At 43.4% G+C, this 1,805-nt stretch carries 2 protein-coding genes; both read left to right on the top strand.

Annotation, left to right across the window (positions count from 1 at the left end; translation table 11 throughout):
* Positions 1–310 precede the first annotated feature (310 nt).
* The gene (locus G485_RS0117430; protein WP_035157056.1) at positions 311–1,168 is read left to right on the top strand and encodes a heteromeric transposase endonuclease subunit TnsA; all 858 of its coding nucleotides are present in this window, start codon (positions 311–313) and stop codon (positions 1,166–1,168) included.
* Positions 1,152–1,757, top strand: a complete 606-nt coding sequence (locus G485_RS0117425) for a hypothetical protein (protein ID WP_027093551.1) — start codon at positions 1,152–1,154, stop codon at positions 1,755–1,757. The genes G485_RS0117430 and G485_RS0117425 overlap by 17 nt, the downstream gene beginning before the upstream one ends.
* Positions 1,758–1,805: the final 48 nt, after the last annotated feature.

Here is a 1,805-nt window from a genome sequence, read left to right as displayed (position 1 = left end):
TGTCAGGCCTGCTAGTTCCAGCGCTCGCTGGGTTGTTCTTCTCATTTTGCACGCCGGTTAGACGGCAAGAACTGACTTAATTCACCGGACTTTTAAACCACCGAAGCATAGCGGAAACGAAACGATACTTAGGATTGCTACAGGAAGATTTGGACGATATTTATATTCAAGTCAACTTGTAGGTGCTACCTATTAATGAAAGCCATCATTTCGTAGGCAACACCGTTTAAAAAAACGGGAAACGTTGCCTATTGGAAATGATGGCTTTAGTTTTTCCGTAGAGTCAAAAAATGAAAAGGATGTGAGGGAATTGTCGAGGTACAATTACAACTGGTCCGATCAAAAATTACAGCGATATATTAATGAAGGAAGAGGTCAAGGACGCGGTGCAGAATATGAACCTTGGCTAAATGTTCATAGCATCGCCAGCCGAGGACGGGTTTCCAGAGTATGTGGGTGGAAAACAGGCAGAGTCCATCATTTCCTAACCGATAATGAGGTTCGCTATTTTTATCTATGCGAATGGTCGGATGTCGTAATCGATATTCGTGAACATTATCCGTTAATCGACCTGTATGAGATGACAGGAATTTTGGATGATGACCTCATCAAAAAATTGATCGATCGTAAGACAGGAACTCCACATATTCTTACCAGTACGTTTTTAATAACGGTAAAAAATAAGCAGGGACAAGAGAAGCACTTCGCACGAAACATCAAAGAAGCAAGGGAGTTTGAGAAGAGTTCTGTAATTGAACGCTATGAACTTATTCGTCGTTACTGGTGCAAAAAGGGGATTCCATGGGCTTTGGTTACTCCATCCGAGATTAATGCAATACGAGCCAAAAATATTGAATGGTTGCATACCGCTCGCCGACTCAGCGATTGGGGATATTCGGAAAAGCAGGTTGAAGGTGAACTTCATCTTTTGATGGACATGTTGAGCAGGGGATTAGGGACAATACGGCAAGTTGTCGAGCGATTCGAAAACGAGATTCAAGGGGAGAAGGGGAAAGGGCTACTATTGTTCAAGCATCTCCTCGCAACCAAGAAAATTATGATCGACATGGACAAGCCAATCGATTTGAATCAAGCTGTCGCTGATTATGTAAAAGTCTGTGACGATGCAAAGGGAAGTGAGCATTTTAAACATGCTGCTGGCAGTTAACTCATTGCTACAGTACGGAGAGAATCCGAAACAAATTGAACGGATTTTATGGATGGATGCGAAGCGTATAAATTGCTATGCCATAGACATATTTTCAGACCGCTACCCCATGTTGAAATCACTTCGGGAAATTGAGCAGGGAATCCTGGAGGGCACGATCCATGTCGCGGATCAAGAACAGTGGTTTGCCCCTGTTTGCGATGACTTGCTGTCAGAAAAAGCAAGGGAACATATGGAGACGGCATGGAGCATTATTGAAAAAATAGCCGTAAGTGAAAATGAACCGGCAATATTTGAACCACATTTGCGAAAGCAATTGATCAAGGAAGCAGCCGATTCGTTTAGCGTGAGCGAAAAAACTGTCGGCAGATATTTAAGAACCTTTTGGCGGAAGGGAAAGACGAAGTATGCTCTTGCCCCTTCATTCGAAAAAAGAGGGGGAAGGGGGAAGCCGAAAGCTTCTGGTCAAGCAAAACGCGGAAGACCACGCAAATATAGTCAAGGCGAAGGAATCAATATTACGGGGGATGTCGAACAGATTTTTGTTATAGTCTCAAGTAGTGGTGTAAAATTGCGCCGAGCTTCTTGACAAGGGAAGCCACGGTATGATTTCTACTAAAGTGACGCGACTCTACTT

Origin of the sequence: Cohnella thermotolerans DSM 17683, from assembly GCF_000429825.1 — a bacterium.
Lineage (GTDB): Bacteria > Bacillota > Bacilli > Paenibacillales > Paenibacillaceae > Cohnella > Cohnella thermotolerans.
This window is presented reverse-complemented; position numbering and strand designations above follow the sequence as displayed.